Here is a 14,655-nt window from a genome sequence, read left to right as displayed (position 1 = left end):
TTACAACCGCAGCAACCGATGTTGCTGGTAAAGCACTTTGCTGTGTTGATGAGGTGTTAGCGGTCGCGCTACAACCTGCAAGCATGACACTTGAGGCAACAGCTAAGGCCACTAACGTTTTAGATGAAGAAAAATTAAAAATCATAGTGCTTCTATACGGTTATTATAATTAAGCCGTATTTAAGCAGAAGCACTTAAGTTATTGCAATTTTTTTAGATAAATAGCCATTAAACAGGGTAAAGCTCAGTTTACTAGCGCTTCTCTTGTTAACAGGCGTTATTCAATTACCAAATCAAGCCACACCAGTCGGTGATCGCTCGATGCGTTTCTATCTTTAATTAAGCGATACACACTACTCGTTTTAGTAGGCCAAAACACCCCACCGTCCTTAATTTTTAAGCCATAGTTTGACGGTAAAACGTAATCAACACGGGCTTGCCAATTAGCACTGTAATTTTGTGCATAAGGCACATCATACTGCTCTTTAGCACCTTCACTTTTTGGAACAAAGTGAGCATTTATTAATGGGTTTTTAAGTAATTGGTCGGTGGTATTTGTACGGGCTTTGTCCCCCTCAGGGGCTGCATTTAAATCGCCTAAAATAACAAAACGAGAGTGAACTTTTAAACCGCCCTTTTCGCCTTTATCGTCATAAATATACTTAGCATTTGAAACGTAATCGGCAATTAATCTTACTTCATCGTGGTTACGCTTGCCGTTTCTATCCTCTTCACCGTCAAATACAGGCGGTGTTGGGTGAGATGCAATAACATGAATTGTTTTATCATTAATGCTGATAGGTAAATCCCAAAACGATTTAGAACTGAGCCTAAGTGCTTGCCATTCTTGTGCGTTATACCAGTTTTCACCTGTTTTAGGCATTACAGGCATTACAGGCATTTGTGCATTTGGCATGTCTTTATATTTAAAGGTTTGAAGGGTTCTTACTTTATCAAAATTAATTGGGTATTTTGACAAAATAGCCATGCCATAATGCCCTTCAAAAAAGCCAAAGCCTTGTGCATCGCCCATCACGCCATTTTTTTTGCCATCGTTATCTAAATCAAACTCGGTAGCTAGGCCTGTATTTACTGGTGCAATATAAGAGTAAGGGTAGTTAATAGCGGCTTGTTTTTGCTGACCTACATTTAAATAATGCTGATTAAAGTATTCAATGCCTTGCTCTTTTGGGATGTAATCAAATTCGTTAAGTAAAATAATATCAGGGCGAACACGCTGAATAATTTCCGCTATGTTCTTAATTTGCTGGTGGTTAGCTTTAAGTGCATTAACTAAAGCATCACTTTTAACTTGCTCACCTTTAGGCGTGTGATTAGTTGCATCCATACTTACATTAAAAGTTGCAACACGAAGAGATTCCGATGCAAATGTATTTAAGCTAAATAATGCAGTAATGGCTAGCACACCAGATATTGTTTTTAGTTTCATTGTTTTACTTCACAAATTTAAAATTAGACTTTAACAGTATTACATATTCAAAGCCCATTTTTATGACAAAAAAATACCGGCTTAAGCCGGTATTTATATAAAGGTATGATAACTATTCACTGAGCACTAAATTGGCAGCTGCTTTTAAAATACCAGGATAATCTTGCTCTGGTAGGTACTCTGTAAGTTCACCAAGTTTGTCTGCAAGCTCACTCATATTAACAGCTGATACATTAATATGGCCCATTTTACGACCTGGTTTTGCAGTTTTACCGTACCAATGGCTCGTTACATCAACCGTTTTTAATACTTCACTTGGAATACTTGGTTGGCCTAATACGTTTATCATCGCGGTAATGTGTTTAAGCTCTGTATTACCAAGCGGTAAGCCTGCAACAGCGCGCATGTGGTTTTCAAACTGCGAGCAATGGCAACCTTGTTGCGTCCAATGGCCTGAGTTATGTACGCGCGGTGCAATTTCGTTAACGAGTAACGTGCCATGTACATCAAAAAACTCAATAGCTAACACGCCAACGTAGTTAAGCTCATTTGCTATTTTTGTAAATGCATCGTTTGCTTGCGCTTCAACACTTTGATTATTTTTACCAGCAATAGAAAGCGTTAACACACCATTAGTGTGCTCGTTTTCTGTTAGCGGATATATAGCAACATTACCGTGTTTGTCGCGCGCACCAATGATAGATACTTCACGATCAAACGGGATCATTTTTTCAGCAATAATCGTATGTGGCGCAAGCTCGGTGCCTGATGCAATAAAATCAGCCATTTGTGACCAAATTTCGTCTATTTGATCATCCGATTTTAAACGCCATTGGCCTTTTCCGTCGTAACCCGCTTGGCATGTTTTAATTACAAGAGGTTTACCTAGAGTTTTAACGGCAAGTTCTAAATGCGCTTTTTCAGTAATTAATTGGTACGGCGCACAAGTTACGTTTGTTTTATCAAGCAATGCCTTTTCAAGCGAGCGATCGCCACCGGTTTTAATAGCGGCTTTTCCTGGGTAAAACTTATTACTGTTACAGCAAAGTGTTAGTACGTCATCAGGAATGTGTTCAAACTCGGCAGTAATGGCATCAGCGTTTGATATTGCTTGCTCAAGCGACGTGTTATAAATGTCACCAGTTAGCGGGTGCATAATTTGTTTACTGCCTACATCGTATGCAACAACGTTTAAATTAAGCGGCGCGCCTGCAAGGCTCATCATACGTGCAAGTTGCCCTGCACCTAATATTAAAATATTCATTATTACTCTGCAGGGTTTGGATTAGCTAATATAGTGTCGGTTTGAGCTTTACGAAACGCTTCAATTTTTGCAAAAATTTCTGGATTTTGACATCCTAAAATTTGTGCAGCTAATAAACCCGCGTTTGCTGCGCCCGGCTCACCAATTGCAAGCGTACCTACCGCAACGCCTTTAGGCATTTGGCAAATAGATAAAAGTGAATCAACACCATTTAATGCTTTTGATTTTACAGGTACGCCAAGTACAGGAAGCGACGTAAAAGCAGCTGCCATACCAGGTAAATGCGCTGCGCCGCCAGCACCAGCAATAATAACTTTAATACCACGTTCTGCGGCTGAACTTGCGTAATCAGCAAGTAATTGAGGAGTGCGGTGTGCAGACACGACTTTGGTTTCGTACTTAATGCCAAAATGCTCTAGCATAAGTGCTGCATGTTCCATGGTTGGCCAATCTGATTTAGAACCCATAATAATGCCAACAGTCATAAATACTCCTCAGTAATGTATTTTAAAAATAGCGGACTTATGTCCGGTTTTAGGCGGGTATTATACCCAAACCAAGTTTAATTGCGACTCACAAAAACAAAAAAAGCCATGTTTAAACATGGCTTTTTAGAGTTAACGGGTAAATAGCTAATTAAGCTTCTTTACTCGCTAGGTATTCTGCGTAGTTGCCTCTAAAGTCGATAACTTTACCGTCTTTAATTTCCCAAATTCGGGTTGCAACCGATGATACAAACTGACGGTCGTGGGAAACAAACATCAATGTGCCCTCGTAAGCTTCAAGGGCTAAGTTAAGCGCTTCAATTGATTCCATATCCATGTGGTTAGTTGGCTCATCCATTAACAATATGTTTGGCTTATGCATCATAATTTTACCAAACAACATGCGGCCTTGCTCACCACCTGAAATTACTTTAACTGATTTTTTAATATCGTTTTGAGAGAATAACATACGGCCTAAGAAGCTACGAACCACTTGCTCGTCGTCGCCTTCTTGTTGCCATTGCTCCATCCACTGAAACAAGTTCATGTCGGTTGCAAACTCATCAGCGTGATCTTGCGCGTAGTAACCAATATTCGCGTTTTCTGAGAACTTAAACTCACCAGCTTTAGGGGCTAAGCGCCCTGCTAATGTATTAAGTAATGTTGTTTTACCAACACCATTTTCACCAATAATAGCAATACGTTCGCCAACTTCTACTAAACCTTCAAGTCCAGAAAACAACGTATTGTCGTCAAAACCTTGTGTTAAGTTTGTCATTTCAAGTGCGTTTCTGAATAACTGCTTTTCTTGATCAAAACGGATAAACGGCGTTTGGCGTGAAGATGCTTTAACTTCGTCTAATTGGATTTTGTCGATACGTTTAGCGCGCGATGTTGCTTGCTTAGCTTTAGATGCGTTAGCAGAGAAACGAGATACAAACTGTTGAAGTTCAGCAATTTGGTTTTTCTTTTTCGCATTTTCGTTAAGTAATTGCTCACGTGCTTGCGTTGCTGCAAACATGTATTCGTCATAATTACCTGGGTAAATACGAAGCTCGCCGTAGTCAATGTCGGCCATGTGTGTACACACAGAGTTTAAAAAGTGACGGTCATGCGAGATGATTATCATGGTACAGTCGCGCTGATTTAACACGTCTTCTAACCACTTGATGGTGTAAATATCCAAGTTATTAGTAGGCTCATCAAGTAGCATAATGTCTGGGTCTGAAAACAATACCTGTGCAAGTAGCACGCGCAGCTTAAAACCCGGTGCAATTTCTGACATTGGGCCAAAGTGTTGGTCAGTGCCAATACCTACACCTAATAAAAGCTCACCTGCTTTAGATTCCGCAGAGTAACCATCCATTTCAGCAAATTCAGTTTCAAGATCGGCTACTTTCATACCGTCTTCTTCACTCATTTCAGGTAAAGAGTAAATACGGTCACGTTCTTGTTTGATTTCCCACAGCTCTTTGTGGCCCATAATTACGGTATCGATTACTGAGTATTCTTCGTAGGCAAACTGATCTTGATTAAGTTTAGCAACGCGTTCGTTAGGATCAGTACTTACATTACCTGAAGACGCTTCAAGCTCACCACTTAAAATTTTCATAAATGTTGATTTACCACAACCATTTGCACCGATTAAACCGTAACGGTTACCATCGCCAAATTTTGCTGAGATATTTTCAAATAATGGTTTAGCACCAAATTGCATGGTGACATTAGCTGTACTAATAATAGCGCTACCCTCCAAAGGAGTAATGATGTATTTAAATTGCGCGCAGTTTAAACCAAAATGGCCTGTTTTTCTATGAAAGTTTAAAAGCAAACCACTGCGTTTTAGCCATTTATTATGGCTATGTAGTTAGTAGTAAAAATAACGGATTAGATTTAATGGTTTCGTTAATTTTTATTCAACTTATTCTAATTAAAATCCATAAAGTATGTTTTATAAACAGGCATAAGAGATTAGAAATTACGATACAAATTAGAGTAAAAACACTTTTAACGTGTTTGTGTGTCTACTTAACTCATTTTTGTTCACCCTGTAATAATAAAAAGTTATATTTATAAAAATAAAGTACTTTTAGGGCTTTTACACTAGTTACTACTTTTTAACCAAGATGAAATTAATTCAAATTACAATTTTTATACATCGCTAATTTCTCATCCTATTTACCTATCAAATCATTAAAAACATAAACTTTTGCAACACCTGAAAAACAAAATTAACCTTTAGTGAATATCCGTTAAGTTTAACGGTTAATTTTATTGAGTATTTTTCACTTTTGAGCCGTTTATTGCTTTGTTAGTCTTCGAATCTGAATTTTTACCTACGTAAAAAATTGACCAATTTACACAGGGCAACACACAAGATGAGCAAAAAATTAGCGACGCTTATTAGCGCAAGTATTGTATTCGCACCCGCTGTTTCGGCAGTAGAATTATACAAAGATGACAAAAATACTGTTGAAGTTGGTGGATATCTTGATGTGCGTGTTATTAATACACAAAACGAAACCGAAGTTGTTAATGGTACTTCGCGCATTAACTTTGGATTTACCCGAAAGCTTAAGAAAGACTGGACCGCACTCGCACTCGTAGAATGGGGTGTAAAACCTGTTGGCAGCAGCGATATTATTTATAACAATCGTTTTGAGTCTATCCAGGATGAGTTTTTGTATAACCGTTTAGGTTACGCAGGGCTTTCGCACGAAAAGTACGGGCAACTAACTATTGGTAAACAATGGGGTGCATGGTACGACGTAGTTTACGGCACAAATAATAGCTTTGTATGGGATGGTAATGCGGCTGGTGTTTACACCTATAACAAAGACGATGGCGCTGTTAATGGCACTGGCCGTGGAGATAAATTAGTGCAGTACCGCAATAGCTATAACGATTTTAGTTTTGCAGTACAAGCGCAGCTTAAAAACAGCGAATTTTATACCTGTGACGTCACCGACATTTCAGAAGAAGAATGTGAAGCACTTTGGAACTCTGGCGATAGTGCAGCCCAAGAAGTTGAATTTAATTACACATTTGGGGCGTCTGTAACTTATACCCCAACTGACATGCTAACACTTACAGCAGGTGTTAACCGTGGTGAGTTTGATTTAACGTTTGGCGATGGTTCTACTCGCAATGTTGAAGATTTAATTTATGGTGCAGGTATTATGTGGGGCAACATTGATGAGCCCGGCCTATACGTTGCAGCCAACGTAAATAAAAACAAAAACCACGACACAGATAACATCGGTCGCTTAATTAAAGACGCAATCGGTGTAGAAACATTTGCATCTTACCGCTTTGATAACGATTTTCGCCCTTTTATTGCCTACAACGTGTTTGATGCCGGTGATGATTACGTAATTCAGCCAAACTTTAACGCCGACCCAGACGATATATTTAAACGTCAGTTTGCTGTTATTGGCCTTCACTACTTAATTGACGAAGACACTATTGCCTACGTAGAAGCACGTAAAGACTTTAGCGACTTTGAAAGCGATAACGACGATCAACAAGCACAAATGGAACAGTCGGAAGATGACGGTATAGCATTTGGTTTTAGATATAAGTTTTAAATATAAGTTTATAAAACGACTACAACTTCCCTAAGCACAACCCTTTTAGCCCTTTTAACTTTTTTAACTGGGCTTTTTTTTATTCCGCCATACTTTTTTCAATACTCAATTTTGCATTTAAGGCTATTTCAAAAAAGGCATTAACAGCCGCATTGGTATCTGCTTTTTTAATTTGTAATAGCACCATTCACGATGCCCCTATTTTTTTACGTTTACCGTTTTTCTGCTCATTACAATGAGCGGGGAAAACTTTAATTAAGCACTCATAGTCCACACTCGGCATTTATATTTTTAGTGGATGTAGTTATCGCAGGCTTTATTATTTTGATTACTTTTTTCTAATTTGACTCTATTGCTAAGTTTAGCGTTATAGTAATATTTAGTATGATGTGTTCTTTTGCTGTAAAGCCACCAGCCAATTTATATTAACTGCATTAAGAGTATATAAGATGGTGAAACTATATTGAACTTGCAAAGTACTGACACTGCTTTTTACTGATCACAAAGGCGAAAGGCTGATTAAAAGCAGTAACAAATAGATGTGTATATGCTCATGGGTACTGACGGTATTCTAATTTAATAGTTGTGAACTGTATATAAAAACAGTATGTGTAATTACTGTGCAAAAATAATTTAAACCAACCTTTCTTTGTAAGTCGTTAATAATAAAGCTGATTCGTTGTCATAAATAGATAAAACAACGATAACTGTATATGTATACAGTTATCACTTAAACCTATCTAACCTACTTTTTAATAAACGTACTATAACCAGCTAATGCCTTAGCCACACTAATTGATGGATTATCTGAATGCTCAGCACCTTTGTTTCTAGCACTTTGCCACACAAGGTTATTGTTAGGGTTGGCTGTTAAAGCGGCCTCTAAATTACTAAACGCTTTTAACATTAGCGGATGCTCTGCCCCGCCCACCGAGAGATATAAATAAGTAGACGACTTAACTTTGTTATTTTGAGCACTTAAAAACGCTTCTAAATTATTAACTACGGTCATATCGTCATACCAAGCCGCTGGGCTAAAAGCAAAATAGCCATTAAACAATTCAGGCTTTGTATGCAGTGTATAAAGTACAAAGCTACCACCTGCCGAAAAACCACTTAATACACGGTTATTACTAAGCTTATATTTTACCGATAAATACGGAAGTAACTCAGTTTCAATAAACGCTAAAAACTTGTCGGCTTCACCATTTGGTTCAATAAGTGTTTCATGCTCTGGACGCGCTTGTGTATTTACATCTTGGCGGGCATAAGGAGGTACTAAATCGCGATTACGTGTATCAGTAAAAAATAAATTAGGAATAGACACCAATATAGCCTTATCCCCTTTTTCGCTTTTAGCTTGTTTTGTAAGTGCTTTATCCCATGTATCTAAATTAAAGTTACCATCGGTTTTAATAATTAACGGATACGCTTTTTTAGGATTGTAATTAGTCGGTAATCTTATAAACACTTTGCGCGACTCATTAAGCACGCTTGAGTTAATTGTTACATCTGTATAGGCCGATACATAATGGTTGTAATAACGTATCGCTAAAATACCAATAGCAAAAATGACTACGGCCAAACTTAAATTAATAATATAGTGTTTTGTTATTTTTATTGCCATACGGCATTCCTTTCAATGTTTAGGAGTTATTTAACCAAGCTTAACCCATTGTTTTATTTCAAGTGCGGTCATAATAAGCTCAACCGAAAACGCGGCTAAAATCATCCCCATCACACGCGTTAAAATAGACGCGCCGCCAATACCAATTAACTTAATTATTTTACCCGAAAGCAGCAACAGTATTAATGTAATACCCAACACACCAATTGTAACAAGCGCTGTGCCTATTTGAGTAGTAATTGGGTGTATATGGTTATCGGTAAGTAGTATTACCGCCAAAATAGCGCCAGGAGTCGCCGTTGCAGGTATAGCAAGCGGAAACACGGCTATATCGTGATCGGGGTCTTGTTTGGCTTTATTAGAATCGTTTCCAAAAATCATTTGTAGGCCAAACAAAAACAATATAATTCCGCCCCCTAACTGAAACGATACCAACCTAATTCCCATCTCATTAAGTATTAGTTGCCCTATTAAAATAGACCCTAATAATACGCCCCCAGCATAAAGCACCGTTTTAAATGCAGTTTTACGACGTTGTTGATCAGTTAAATGAGAAGTAAGCGCAGCAAACAGCGCCATTGTGCCTATAGGGTCAATGGTCGCCCAAATTACAAGCGCATCTTGAGAGAGTTTTTCTAGCATATAAAATCCTTGTTAAGCGTAAATGTTTAATAAAACACGGGTAACAAATTCATTTGCTTACGCTTAACTATAATAGAAAGCCGCTATTTTTTGTATTTTATTTACTGAGCTTTAAGGATTGAGGATTGAAAAAAGGTAAGCACTTATAATTGCCGTCTTGAGTTAAAGTGATTTATGCCAAATAGAATTTTCTCTTAAACTAAACCCTAGTTTCATAAGTAAATTATGACAACGTGCATTATGTGCGCTCACCTCAGCCGACAAATGTTTAAGCGCAATATGCTTAACTAGAGTTTCAATAAAACCGGTCACCACTTCAAACATTACGCCCTTATCCCAAAAGTCAGGATGCAGCTCAAATCCTATAAACGCACTACTTTTACACGGGGTTACATTATAAAGCCCACAAGTACCCATTAACTTTCCAGATATATTATGTTCAATTGCAACTCGAATTACTTCACCTTCGTAATATGCACTAATATCATCTTGTATTAATTGCTTGATTTGCGTTTTGCTAAGTGGTGTTTCGTAGTCGTTAAATTCTGACACGTGCGGGTGATTTAAAATATTAAATAAACACGCTGCGTGTTTGTGGGTAACTAAACGCAGCGTAACGCGCTCAAGCTTTGTGGTGTTAAACATTTTATTTAAGTGGTTAGTTAAATTAGCTCTTTATGGGCACGCATTATTAACTTACCATACCCTATTAACAAGCATTATCTTTAAAGCAAAAAGAGTAAGAGAACGTAATGAGTGACGATTTTAAAGTAATACAACCCACTACCACAGTATATTGCCCAAAGCGCGGCGAAGGCTGGACCTTAACAGGCATTACTAATATTAACGAGTTTACCTCAGTAATGTTTGACGGCACACGCTATACGCTTCCAGCACGCGAAATAGTAGAAGAACTTCTTCCTAACCAATTAGCGCGTGAGCAAAATAGCTAACCAAACACATACACAGTAAAAAGGCTGCAATTTTGCAGCCTACTATCTAATTAACGAGTTAAAATGCATCGTCTTCGCTGTAAACATTAACGTTTAGCTCGTCATCATTTTCAAATACCACAAACGAAATAGGCTTACAGCACACTTGGCAGTCTTCTATGTATTGCTCATCAATATCTGCTGCATCAAGTAATACTTCTATACTTTCTCCACAATAAGGGCAGCTTATTGATGTTTCTGTTAACTGGTTCATTTATCACCTGCTAATTTATATCACGGATGTTGTCACTTTAATGAACACGTAAGCATAATTCAACACCCCATTAAATAACGCATACTTGGCTAACCCAATTAAACCGTGCTACTAACTTAAATAGTGATCTTGTTACTAGCCTTATCCCTATAAAACTTGTCAAAGTGCAATATTTTTCACCATAGATAAGTTGGCCAGCCCTCTACAATGAAATTGTATTAGCACTTAGCGGGTCTAACTTTATAAGTATTTATAAACTCACAGTACAGATGGATAATTTTATGAAAAAATCACTTACGCTTGCATTAACATCTGCCGTTATTTTGTTTAGTACATTTTCCCATGCAGCTAAAACCGAAAAAGCCGTTCTAGCTGGAGGTTGTTTTTGGTGTATGGAAAGTGACTTTGAAAAGCTAGAAGGCGTAACCGATGTAATATCGGGCTTTACTGGCGGNCCCGACATACAATGGTAATCATAAAGGCCATTACGAGGCCGTAGAAATCACATACGATCCGTCCATAGTAAGCTATCAGGGCATACTTGATCATTACTGGGTAAATATTGATCCCTTTGATGCAAAAGGCCAATTTTGTGATAAAGGCCCTAGTTACTTAAGCGCTATATTTGTACAAAACGACGAACAACGTAAATTAGCCGAAAAAACAAAAGCTGCAGTCGTTGCCGAGTTCCCTAATCAAACTGTGGTTACACCTATACTAAATGCAAGCACCTTTTACCCTATAAAAGGGAGGGAAAGCTTTCATCAAGATTATTACAAAAACAATCCAATCCGATACAACACCTATCGTTGGCGTTGTGGTCGCGACAGCCGCCTAGAAGAAATTTGGGGCGACAGAGCAACCCATTAATCGCGTTTAATCAGGTAATCCACTGTAAAATATTAAAAGGCTGATTTAATTATCAGCTTTTTAATATTTTAGTTATTGCGAGATTCTTTAATAAATCGATATCTAAATTCAGATAAGTAACCAACAATGCTAACAAGCAAAGCTGAATTAAAATCACCTCTCACAAGCTGTGTCCAAACATTTCCCTCTCCATTAAAGCTAATGTAAATAACCATAATAAAAGCAACAAACGCTGAAACTTGATACATCCAAGAATATTCACCAAAAAATTTCTGTGTCACACTTTTTTCTTTTAATTTATCTTCCACAATTAATCTCCATTTTATATTGCTATTAAATCCTAGCTATAACATAGGCAAAATAAGGAATTTATAATAAAGGTTTATTTATACACCGTCTATTTCATAAAGCCTTTGTTATTAAGCTAAATGCTTGAATAGCAAATAGGATACATGTCACTTCGCTTTAAGTGGACAGCACTGCTTGACTTAAGATACTCAGTTTTAGGATTCATTATCAATAAATAGTATATTCTGTTTCCTAAAGCAGGCTGTTTATCTACTAAATCAAATACAATAAATTGCACTCCTAAATTGATATAAACAAAATTCAACAACTGGAGTTACACAAAATGTTTGCCAACCAATTACAACTAGCGCGTGCTCTAGAGTTACCAACACGACAAGCCATGCTTTACCGTGAACCAGCAGTACAAAACTTTTGGATAAACAACACTGACCTAATTACAAACGCGTGGAGCGAATGGGAAGCAACATCAATAGATAGCTCAACGTTTACGCTAGACGACACACTACTTGATAAAAACCTCCGTGAAGCAGTAAAGCAAGCATGGGAAGATCCATCAAAAGAGCTGGCCGTAAAAGCGTTATTACACGAAGTAGCGCCTGATGTGTTTCAATTTCAATTTTTTGATCCAGAGCGCCTAGCAGTATTACGCGGATATTTAGAACAAGTATGGAATTCGCAAATCCCTATGCGCCCGCCATACGGCATAGTGTTAAATCGCCGTGGTGCCATGCTTGATAGCCGATCAGAAGGTTATTTAGCCGCGCCAAGCTTTCAGGCATTTTATAACGAAATACTAAACACTTATATGCGCCCTATTTCACGTATGCTGTTCCCGGAAGTTATGGGGTTTGAAACACAAACATTTGGCTTTTCAATTTATTATGAGCCAAATACAGATTCGTCAATTCGCCCACATACCGACGCATCAGCTGTAACGCTTAACATTAACATAAATTTACCAGGCGAAGAGTTTACAGGATCACAAGTGGACTTTTATCACCCGTACACAGGTAACATTAAATCACTTACCTTTAAGCCTGGTACTGCCATGTTACATCGAGGCAATATTGCACACGCAGCCAAGCCTATTACCAGTGGCNAGCGAACTAACTTTGTATTGTGGTTGTATGGGGATCGCGGTCGATTACCAGCACAAGGCGCACCACGCATTCCTGTTGATGCTAAACAGCGCTGGACTAACCCAAACAAACCAAATGATGGCTATGCACCATTTTAAATAATCGCTTTAAAGTTTTAAATACATTAAATACAAATGGCTGCCTAATTTAAGCAGCCTTATAAAAATAAAGCTCATCCAGTAACCAACACGTTTTAAGTTTAGTAATATTAAAAAAACCGCCCTATTCATAATCTATATTGTCGCCACTTATAACAATAGATAACACAAATTTTCCGCCTTGCTTTTCTTATGTCCCAGTACTTCGCTTAACAAAGTACAAAATTTAGGGGGATGTCATGTTTTTTTGTATTTAATTGATAAGCCACTGTAATGCTTAAGTTGGTAATTTAATAAATTGTGCTATCTTTTTACTATCTACATTATAAAAATACGAGCTAACATGTTGTTCCGAGGTACAATTGCCATAGCAATATTGGCAATTTCTGCTGCTAGTAAAACCTATGCAAACGACATAGATGTACAATTTAGTGGTTTTGCATCCTTAACACTCAGCTACACGGACGATTCAGATATTGGCTTTGCATCGAGTTATTCCAATGTCAACGAATCTGGTTTTTCAGCAACGCGAGATTCAATTTTAGGTGGGCAGGCTAATATATCACTCTCAAAAAATTGGGACTCTGTGTTTCAAGTAGTTATTCAAGATCATGCCTTTAAAAGCTTTGATAATTTTTTAGAGCTCGCCTTTGTGCGCTATCGCCCTACCCGTCATTGGGCTATTCGTGCAGGCAGGTTAAATAGCGACCTTTACTTACTATCGGAATACCCTTACGTAGGATATGCCTATTTATGGGTGCGCCCGNCCCGCCTCATTCGTACTACTCGTTTGCAAACATTGCAGGAAATTTCGATGGTGTAGATGTGGAATACAGCAAAGCAATTAACGACGGTTTTTTACGTTTAAAACTTGCTTATGGTAGTACAACAGCCAAGCTACAAGCCTATAATGACGACTTTTTTATTGATTTTGATAACTTAACAACCCTTAGTGCAACCTACTCTTTAGATGCATGGACAATGCGTTTTTCGTTATCAAGGTCAAACTTTGGCGATTATAAACTAACCGCGTTGGACGAATTTATAACCGCACTCGATTTAGTACCACAAAGTGTATGGCCGCAAGCACAAAGTATATCTAACAAATTTAACACCAAAGGCAACAGCATAGAATACGCAGCCTTTGGCGTTACTTACGATAATAATAATTGGCTTATTCAATCTGAGTTAGGTATTTCAGAATCCGATTGGATAATAGCTCCATCTGTATTTAGCACTTATATTAGTGCGGGCTACAGAGTAGATGATGCAATATTTTACACAGGCTTTACGGCAGCTAAAAATCGCCATGATGTAGTTGAAGTAAACAGCCCTATTTTCCCACCAGGTACTCCTGAGCAGTTTTCAGTACCCATACAACAACTCGCGGTTGCCACTCAATCTTCAGTTCAAATTACAAATGTTCACCAGCACTCTATTAACGTAGGCGTAAAATGGCACTTTTCGGATCGTTTAGTATTTAAAGCGCAGTTAGACCGCTTTGATATAAAGCCTCAAGGTGCGGGGCTATGGAGCCTTAGCAATCCTGCTGATGCAAATAAAAGCAACAAAGTACATATACTCAGTTTAAATGCTAGTATGGTGTTTTAGTTATGATAAGCGCTCGTAATCTAGGTCTTAATGTAATGATCCCCTTATGCCTGCTTTTTGTGAGCTTTTATGCTAAATCTACAGAGTTTGTTGTAGTGGTAAATAAAAGCAACGCAGTTAACGCATTATCAAAACGGGAAATAATTGATATTTACATGGGTAGGTATTTAACTTTTCCTGATGGTGAAACGTCAAAGCCACTCGATTTGCCCGCCCAATCAGCATTAAAAAACGATTTTTACTTAAAACTGGTCAATAAAGACGAGCAAAAAATAAATGCGTATTGGGCCAGGTTGTTATTTTCTGGCCGTGCAAAGCCCCCTACACCTTCGGCATCCGTTGAAGATGCAATAAATAAAATTGCAGC

The 14,655-nt window shown here is 38.0% G+C and carries 13 protein-coding genes and 1 pseudogene; 5 read left to right on the top strand and 9 right to left on the bottom strand.

Going from position 1 to position 14,655, the window contains the following annotated elements; all coding sequences use genetic code 11:
- Positions 1–277: 277 nt before the first annotated feature.
- The 4 genes from L652_RS0116335 to L652_RS0116320 all read right to left on the bottom strand — a co-directional run bounded on the left by L652_RS0116335 (position 278) and on the right by L652_RS0116320 (position 4,940).
- Positions 278–1,450 (bottom strand): endonuclease/exonuclease/phosphatase family protein, encoded by a 1,173-nt coding sequence (locus L652_RS0116335; protein WP_024595104.1) that lies wholly within the window; start codon positions 1,448–1,450, stop codon positions 278–280.
- A 112-nt stretch (positions 1,451–1,562) separates the two neighbouring features.
- Positions 1,563–2,714 (bottom strand): 5-(carboxyamino)imidazole ribonucleotide synthase, encoded by a 1,152-nt coding sequence (locus L652_RS0116330; RefSeq protein ID WP_024595103.1) that lies wholly within the window; start codon positions 2,712–2,714, stop codon positions 1,563–1,565.
- Positions 2,715–2,716: 2 nt separating this feature from the next.
- The gene (purE, locus tag L652_RS0116325) at positions 2,717–3,199 is read right to left on the bottom strand and encodes a 5-(carboxyamino)imidazole ribonucleotide mutase (protein ID WP_002962540.1); all 483 of its coding nucleotides are present in this window, start codon (positions 3,197–3,199) and stop codon (positions 2,717–2,719) included.
- Positions 3,200–3,350: 151 nt separating this feature from the next.
- Complete coding sequence (locus L652_RS0116320) at positions 3,351–4,940, bottom strand: ABC-F family ATPase (RefSeq protein ID WP_076914937.1); 1,590 nt, start codon at positions 4,938–4,940, stop codon at positions 3,351–3,353.
- Between the two features lie 637 nt (positions 4,941–5,577).
- On the opposite strand from L652_RS0116320, the gene L652_RS0116315 reads away from it, so the two are divergent.
- Positions 5,578–6,786: a porin gene (locus L652_RS0116315; protein ID WP_024595101.1), complete on the top strand. Its 1,209-nt coding sequence runs from the start codon at positions 5,578–5,580 to the stop codon at positions 6,784–6,786.
- Between the two features lie 745 nt (positions 6,787–7,531).
- Here the strand turns inward: L652_RS0116315 and L652_RS0116305 are convergent.
- The 3 genes from L652_RS0116305 to L652_RS0116295 form a co-directional block, all read right to left on the bottom strand.
- On the bottom strand, positions 7,532–8,413 hold the full coding sequence (locus L652_RS0116305) for an alpha/beta hydrolase-fold protein (RefSeq protein ID WP_024603556.1): 882 nt from the start codon (positions 8,411–8,413) through the stop codon (positions 7,532–7,534).
- A gap of 30 nt (positions 8,414–8,443) precedes the next feature.
- A complete protein-coding gene (locus L652_RS0116300; protein WP_024596818.1) occupies positions 8,444–9,055 on the bottom strand; it encodes a MarC family protein in 612 nt (203 codons plus the stop codon).
- 162 nt (positions 9,056–9,217) lie between these two features.
- Entirely contained in the window at positions 9,218–9,700 is a 483-nt protein-coding gene (locus L652_RS0116295; RefSeq protein WP_024596819.1) for a GNAT family N-acetyltransferase, read from the bottom strand.
- 107 nt (positions 9,701–9,807) lie between these two features.
- On the opposite strand from L652_RS0116295, the gene L652_RS0116285 reads away from it, so the two are divergent.
- Positions 9,808–10,008 (top strand): hypothetical protein, encoded by a 201-nt coding sequence (locus L652_RS0116285; protein WP_002962626.1) that lies wholly within the window; start codon positions 9,808–9,810, stop codon positions 10,006–10,008.
- A 58-nt stretch (positions 10,009–10,066) separates the two neighbouring features.
- Here L652_RS0116285 and L652_RS0116280 read toward each other — a convergent pair whose 3' ends face one another.
- On the bottom strand, positions 10,067–10,261 hold the full coding sequence (locus L652_RS0116280) for a CPXCG motif-containing cysteine-rich protein (RefSeq protein WP_002962627.1): 195 nt from the start codon (positions 10,259–10,261) through the stop codon (positions 10,067–10,069).
- Between the two features lie 281 nt (positions 10,262–10,542).
- Between L652_RS0116280 and msrA the strand changes: the two are divergent.
- Positions 10,543–11,131 (top strand): annotated as a pseudogene (gene msrA / locus L652_RS01000000123990) (peptide-methionine (S)-S-oxide reductase MsrA).
- 68 nt (positions 11,132–11,199) lie between these two features.
- Here msrA and L652_RS0116270 read toward each other — a convergent pair.
- Positions 11,200–11,439, bottom strand: coding sequence for a hypothetical protein (locus L652_RS0116270; protein WP_002962631.1), 240 nt, complete (start codon positions 11,437–11,439; stop codon positions 11,200–11,202).
- 323 nt (positions 11,440–11,762) lie between these two features.
- On the opposite strand from L652_RS0116270, the gene L652_RS0116265 reads away from it, so the two are divergent.
- Both L652_RS0116265 and L652_RS0116255 read left to right on the top strand, forming a co-directional pair.
- Positions 11,763–12,677, top strand: coding sequence for a 2OG-Fe(II) oxygenase family protein (locus tag L652_RS0116265; RefSeq protein ID WP_024603555.1), 915 nt, complete (start codon positions 11,763–11,765; stop codon positions 12,675–12,677).
- Between the two features lie 1,613 nt (positions 12,678–14,290).
- Positions 14,291–14,655: hypothetical protein (locus L652_RS0116255; protein WP_024595002.1), on the top strand; the 365-nt coding region annotated here is incomplete at its 3' end.

Origin of the sequence: Pseudoalteromonas sp. TB25 (genome assembly GCF_000497995.1) — a bacterium.
Taxonomy (GTDB): domain Bacteria; phylum Pseudomonadota; class Gammaproteobacteria; order Enterobacterales; family Alteromonadaceae; genus Pseudoalteromonas; species Pseudoalteromonas distincta.
Note: the sequence above shows the minus strand (reverse complement) of the source record. Positions and strands in the feature narration are given on the sequence as shown.

What these genes read in the sequence shown, in the direction of transcription:
- L652_RS0116300 (WP_024596818.1), bottom strand. Translation starts at nt 9,055, where the DNA reads ATGCTAGAAAAACTCTCTCAAGATGCGCTTGTAATTTGGGCGACCATT.
- purE (WP_002962540.1), bottom strand. Translation starts at nt 3,199, where the DNA reads ATGACTGTTGGCATTATTATGGGTTCTAAATCAGATTGGCCAACCATG.
- L652_RS0116305 (WP_024603556.1), bottom strand. Translation starts at nt 8,413, where the DNA reads ATGGCAATAAAAATAACAAAACACTATATTATTAATTTAAGTTTGGCC.
- L652_RS0116330 (WP_024595103.1), bottom strand. Translation starts at nt 2,714, where the DNA reads ATGAATATTTTAATATTAGGTGCAGGGCAACTTGCACGTATGATGAGC.
- L652_RS0116285 (WP_002962626.1), top strand. Translation starts at nt 9,808, where the DNA reads ATGAGTGACGATTTTAAAGTAATACAACCCACTACCACAGTATATTGC.
- L652_RS0116315 (WP_024595101.1), top strand. Translation starts at nt 5,578, where the DNA reads ATGAGCAAAAAATTAGCGACGCTTATTAGCGCAAGTATTGTATTCGCA.
- L652_RS0116295 (WP_024596819.1), bottom strand. Translation starts at nt 9,700, where the DNA reads ATGTTTAACACCACAAAGCTTGAGCGCGTTACGCTGCGTTTAGTTACC.
- L652_RS0116335 (WP_024595104.1), bottom strand. Translation starts at nt 1,450, where the DNA reads ATGAAACTAAAAACAATATCTGGTGTGCTAGCCATTACTGCATTATTT.
- L652_RS0116280 (WP_002962627.1), bottom strand. Translation starts at nt 10,261, where the DNA reads ATGAACCAGTTAACAGAAACATCAATAAGCTGCCCTTATTGTGGAGAA.